The organism is Enterobacter cloacae complex sp. S2 (assembly GCF_015159675.1).
GTDB classification, from domain to species: domain Bacteria; phylum Pseudomonadota; class Gammaproteobacteria; order Enterobacterales; family Enterobacteriaceae; genus Enterobacter; species Enterobacter intestinihominis.
This window is the reverse complement of sequence record NZ_JADDTS010000078.1, coordinates 1-5199: the sequence shown is the minus strand read 5'-3', so window position 1 is coordinate 5199 and position 5199 is coordinate 1. Positions and strand designations below refer to the sequence as shown.

The 5199-nt window shown below is 41.5% G+C and carries 5 protein-coding genes, 1 pseudogene and 1 other annotated feature; of the genes and pseudogenes, 5 read left to right on the top strand and 1 reads right to left on the bottom strand.

All coding sequences use genetic code 11. The features are described 5' to 3' along the window. The 4 genes from IPZ49_RS22705 to IPZ49_RS22690 form a co-directional block, all read left to right on the top strand. Positions 1-744: hypothetical protein (locus IPZ49_RS22705; protein WP_193762885.1), on the top strand; the 744-nt coding region annotated here is incomplete at its 5' end. Between the two features lie 279 nt (positions 745-1023). Continuing rightward, positions 1024-1260 carry an AlpA family transcriptional regulator gene (locus IPZ49_RS22700; protein WP_023326121.1) on the top strand — a complete coding sequence of 79 codons (237 nt, stop codon included), beginning with the start codon at positions 1024-1026 and terminating at the stop codon, positions 1258-1260. 124 nt (positions 1261-1384) lie between these two features. Continuing rightward, positions 1385-2785 carry a YfjI family protein gene (locus IPZ49_RS22695; RefSeq protein ID WP_049111100.1) on the top strand — a complete coding sequence of 467 codons (1401 nt, stop codon included), beginning with the start codon at positions 1385-1387 and terminating at the stop codon, positions 2783-2785. A gap of 241 nt (positions 2786-3026) precedes the next feature. After that, positions 3027-3647 (top strand): inovirus Gp2 family protein, encoded by a 621-nt coding sequence (locus IPZ49_RS22690; RefSeq protein WP_063146949.1) that lies wholly within the window; start codon positions 3027-3029, stop codon positions 3645-3647. A gap of 56 nt (positions 3648-3703) precedes the next feature. On the opposite strand, the gene IPZ49_RS22685 is transcribed toward IPZ49_RS22690, so the two are convergent. Then, positions 3704-4378, bottom strand: coding sequence for an ATP-binding protein (locus tag IPZ49_RS22685; RefSeq protein WP_227754135.1), 675 nt, complete (start codon positions 4376-4378; stop codon positions 3704-3706). 61 nt (positions 4379-4439) lie between these two features. Here IPZ49_RS22685 and IPZ49_RS22680 point away from each other — a divergent pair. Continuing rightward, positions 4440-5199: pseudogene (locus tag IPZ49_RS22680) on the top strand (IS3 family transposase); the annotation flags it as partial. Continuing rightward, positions 4720-4836: a sequence feature (AL1L pseudoknot), on the top strand. (Overlaps the previous pseudogene by 117 nt.)

The following is a 5199-nucleotide window of genomic DNA, read 5'->3' as shown; positions in this document are numbered from 1 at the left end:
AAATTATCATGTGTTATTCGTGATGATAATGATCTGTTCTTAAAAGATGAAAAGAGAAGCATTTATAGGTATCGTGATTTTTTATTTGGTGAAAATCCATTGGATAGTATTGATCCACAAAAACTTATTATTGAAAATAGCAAGCTAGATGTGATTCATGGTAATGATATATATCAAAGTGAATTGAGCTGCCAGTTCACGGAAAGACAGTTTCGTCACGAAAGAGGTTCCGAGGTTTCATATATTAAAATTGGACGTGAGCAGTTGTTCTACAACGGATTTGCATATGGTTATTGGCGGGTTAAAGCCGGGCCTTCAACACGTTTTGTAACAGGGAAGTATAAAATTGCAAATACAAACCCATTAATGTCTGATTGCGATACCTCTGCCTTTTTGAATGTCTATGGAATGGATGAATTTGATTACTTAATATTTAATAATGAAATTGAAATAGATGGGCTTGAACTATATATAAGTTCAAGTGATATTGAAATGATAAAAGCTGGTTGCTCTGTTGATATGAATATCAATTTGGGAAAAGTAATAAAACCACGAACATCTAAACAAGAACGAAGGGCCCTCTATATTTTGTTGCATGAGATATGCAAAAAGAAAAATCTACAATCTAACGCTTCATCAATGGCAAATATTCTAACTGTTATAGCAAATAATGACTATGGTAAAGATTGGGAGTTCGATGAAGAAACTATTAGAAATTGGTTAATAGAATCGAAACTTAAATGATTTTTAATTAGACAATGCAACTATTTAAGATTGCATTGTCTACGGCCCAAGCTCACTTCTGCAAGAACAGGCTGTCTCAAGATTCATTTGCGTTGGGCCAGTGTTGCTAGTGATGTCCAATATAAACCCAGAGCTTGTGTCACTTATGCATTCTACCCTTGGCGTTTGCTCACCAGTGATGGTTTGCAAAGCCCTTATTAAGGCCTTAACAAGGAGTGTATTCCTTTCACATCCTTATAAACTGAGACATGCTGTCTCCACTGAAACGAAGGAGGCAATATGAAAACAACATTCAACTATCCAACACCAGAACAACGCCTGCAGGTTCTACGTAACTATGGAGAACCACATGATCGCTTAGTGCGTGAAAAAGAACGTCAGTACATCACATCGATATCTCGTTCCACGGCTTGGAAGCTAGAACAAGTCGGCCATTTTCCCTTGCGTAAATCCATTGGGTTGAAGTCTTGCGGATGGTTGCTTAGTGACCTGCTTTGCTGGATCAACGAGCGCTAAACTCAGGAAATAAAGACATTCTTTTTATACCTAATGGCCTTTGCATTTTGCTATTTCCGCTAAGAATAGCTAAATAGCAGCATTAGCGGAATTATTTACCATGATAATTGAACAAAGGTAGTTTATGTCGTTTGGTCGCTCTTTCCCTGTGGATGTTTTTCCATCAATAATTAGAAATGCGATTTATGAAGCAGAACAACATACGCAAGCACCGCTATCATTAATAGCGGCGTCAGCGCTTGGTGCCATTTCATTAGTATGCCAAAACGGAATTGATGTCTGTAGGTTGAACAACTTGCGTAGCCCAGTATCGCTCTTTTTACTCACACTGGCTGAATCTGGAGAACGGAAAAGTACGGTTGATAAGGTTTTAATGAGACCGTTGTATCAGCTTGAGGAAAAGTGGTTTGAGCAATACAACCAAGATCTAAAAGCTTGGTTGAACGGCGAGGTTGCTTTTAATATAGAAAAAAAAGCATTGGCATCAAAATTGAAAGCCGATATGTGTCGCAATAAAGATTATGGCGCAACGAATGAACGATTGAAAGCGTTACTGCAAACCAAACCCGCAGAACCTGTTAGATATAGGTTAATGCTTAATGACGCAACACCATCTGCGATAAAAAATTATCTCTGTAGAGACTGGAGGTCAGTGGGTATCATGTCAGATGAAGCAGGCACAATATTCAACGGACATACATTGAATGAGCTGCCTTTCATCAATAAGATGTGGGATGGTTCAACTTATTCTGTCGATAGGAGAAATTCGCCTGAACTTTTAATCCATGATGCCAGAATGACATTATCTTTGATGGTACAGCCTGCAGTATTTCAGAAGTATATTGAACGAAAAGGTGATATAGCAAAAGGAATTGGTTTTTTTGCTCGTTGCTTGATTTGCCAGCCAGATTCAAAGCAAGGATACCGACAGATTACTAATCCGGTAATCTCCAGCGAATATCTGCCAGTGTTCCACAGTCGGCTTATAGATATAGTAAACGATAGCATTGCTATAAATGGCAAAGGCGAACGACTCAGCCTGCGTTTCTCTCCTCAGGCAGAACAAGAATGGATCTCATTTTATAACAAAACAGAATCGGAAATGAGTGAGCTTGGCTATTTATCTAACATGAAAGATTATGCCTCAAAAATGGCAGAGAATATGGCGAGGATTGCTGCACTGCTCCATTATTTTGAAGGCTATGATGGGGATGTATCTATTCAGGCTGTCGAAGCTGCAGCGCAGATAAGCGGCTGGTATGTAGGTGAGTACAAACGTTTGTTCTTTAAGTCCCAGGAATTCACTCTTGTCGATAAAGAAAGTGACGAGCTATATTCATGGATAAAAAATTATTGTGCGAGTACTTTTCCATCACATATAAGTAAAACGATGATTCTTCAATATGGCCCTCATCGGTTCAGAAATAAGCTTAAAATGAATGAATTACTTGGCACCTTATTCACTCAACGAAAAATAATGGTAACAAGAGAGGGTAAAACTATTTATATCCAGCCAGTACATTAGCAAATTAATTGCAGAGTGATGTTTTTATCATGAGTAGTTGTGGTGCTTGGTTTTCCAGTTCACCAACAAGTGTTTTTATGTTGGAATTGGTAATATATAACATGCCAATATACTATCAATTCCATTCCAATATACAACTATAAACACACTTTAACAGTGTAATTCGATACTAGCTAAATCACAGCTGCGATAGAAATATATTTATACGAACAGACATTAAAGTAAGACATAGGAATAATTTATGGAATTATACAACGGTTCTCATGGTGAGCATGTACTCGCCTATAGAAAGCATATTGAACAAGTAATTAATAATGCTATCAACGAATTTCCAAGGACTATGGCATTACGTGTTGATGTTCATTATCCACCTATTCTAGATAGAGGTGATACTGTATGTTGCTTCCCTAATCTGGAGCCAGGAGTGATATCCCGCTTCCGTAACTCATTAAATGCTATACTGGAGGCCAATGAGAAAGCCAGAGCAGCTAACGGCAAAAGAATATATCCAAACCGAGTTCGTCATGTTTGGGTGCGGGAGTTTTCTGAAGAAGGAAAATGCCACTTTCATCTTGGTCTTTTTTTTAATAAAGATGCCTATTATCATTTAGGTGATTATAAGATTGAAAGCAACCTACGGATGATGATTATAAGGGCATGGTACAGTGCTTTAGGTTTAGAGTTGGAGGATTATCTGGGATTGGTTCACTACCCTGAAAACTGTCGCTATATTCTAGATAGCAATGATTTTAACTTTGAAGGAGAATACAATAAATTACTGAATCGTCTTGACTACCTGGCTAAACTTGATACAAAAGTATACGGAGATGGCGACCGTAGCTTCGGCTGCAGTCGCGGGTAATTTATTTTTTTACAGAAATGGCCTTTCTTATGGATGGAAAGGCCAGACCTTATATATCAAGACGATGGTGAGCGATAAAGTATTGTTTTCAAGTAATCATCTGTTGCAGTAAACTCAGGGAGTTGGCCACTCATGGCCTGTGTTAGTGGAATAATCTTTGTCCTGACTCCCATCCCCCTGAAATCAACGTAACCATAATCACGTAAGACTTCCATGATAATCGTATTACGTGGTGAACGCTGACCTGCAACCATCTTTTCAACCGACATCGAATTATTCAGCGCCTCAGGGCTAATAACTTCAAATCGATTGCTATACAAGCCAATCTCTATCTCAACAAAGCGTGTCCAGTCACGATGAGCCAGTGCATTTACAACAGTTTCGCGAATAGCTTCCAGTGGATAATACCAGGTTGTTTCCCGACGTAGATGCGTATCGGGTAGAGAGGCCTCTGAAGTGATAAAGGGCATGATAGTCGACATCAAACGCTCAATCAATCCACCATCGATCAAAGCCTTTCCGGCTTCCTCAGTATCAAAACGCCCAACCATTGGACCATCCAGAATATCATCGAGTAACGGTTGGTACTCCTTATCCTCGCTGGCAAACGCAAAGACTCGGATACCTGATTGACGTAAATACTGGCGTGGATGTTTACCGAAGAGCACCAACCCGGCAATTGTACAACAGACATTTTCACCCGCATGTGTCAGAAAACTTAATCCTAACAACCGTTGTTGAACCGCCCCGGGAATCCTGGAGACTAAACTCCCTGAGAAAGAGGTAAACAGGATGACTAAAAATACTCGTTTTTCCCCCGAAGTCCGTCAGAGGGCGATTCGTATGCTTCTGGAAAGTCAGGGCGAATATGACTCACAGTGGGCGGCAATTTGTTCCATTGCCCAAAGATTGGCTATACACCGGAGACTCTGCGTGTCTGGGTACGCCAGCATGAGCGAGATACCGGAGGCGGTGATGGCGGGCTCACCACCGCTGAACGTCAGCGTCTGAAAGAGCTGGAACGTGAAAATCGTGAACTGCGCCGCAGTAACGATATCCTTCGCCAGGCTTCCGCTTATTTTGCGAAGGCGGAATTCGACCGCCTCTGGAAAAAATGATGCCGCTGCTGGATAAGTTGCGTGAGCAGTACGGGGTCGGACCGCTATGCAGCGAACTGCATATTGCCCCGTCAACGTATTACCACTGTCAGCAACAGCGACATCATCCGGATAAACACAGTGCCCGTGCGCAGCGCAATGACTGGCTGAAGAAAGAGATACAGCGCGTATACGATGAAAATCACAAGGTATACGGTGTGCGTAAAGTCTGGCGTCAGTTGTTACGGGAAGGTATCAGAGTGGCCAGATGCACTGTGGCACGTCACATGGCGGTTATGGGACTTGCCGGTGTTCTCCGGGGTAAAAAGGTCCGTACGACCATCAGCCGGAAAGCCGTTGCCGCAGGCGACCGCGTAAACCGTCAGTTCGTGGCAGAACGTCCTGACCAGCTGTGGGTGGCTGATTTTACTTACGGTGTGCCCGGAGTTCAGGGC

Excerpts from the sequence above, each read along its gene's own strand:
- IPZ49_RS22700 (WP_023326121.1), top strand. The coding sequence starts at position 1,024 with ATGAAAACAACATTCAACTATCCAACACCAGAACAACGCCTGCAGGTT.
- IPZ49_RS22695 (WP_049111100.1), top strand. The coding sequence starts at position 1,385 with ATGTCGTTTGGTCGCTCTTTCCCTGTGGATGTTTTTCCATCAATAATT.
- IPZ49_RS22690 (WP_063146949.1), top strand. The coding sequence starts at position 3,027 with ATGGAATTATACAACGGTTCTCATGGTGAGCATGTACTCGCCTATAGA.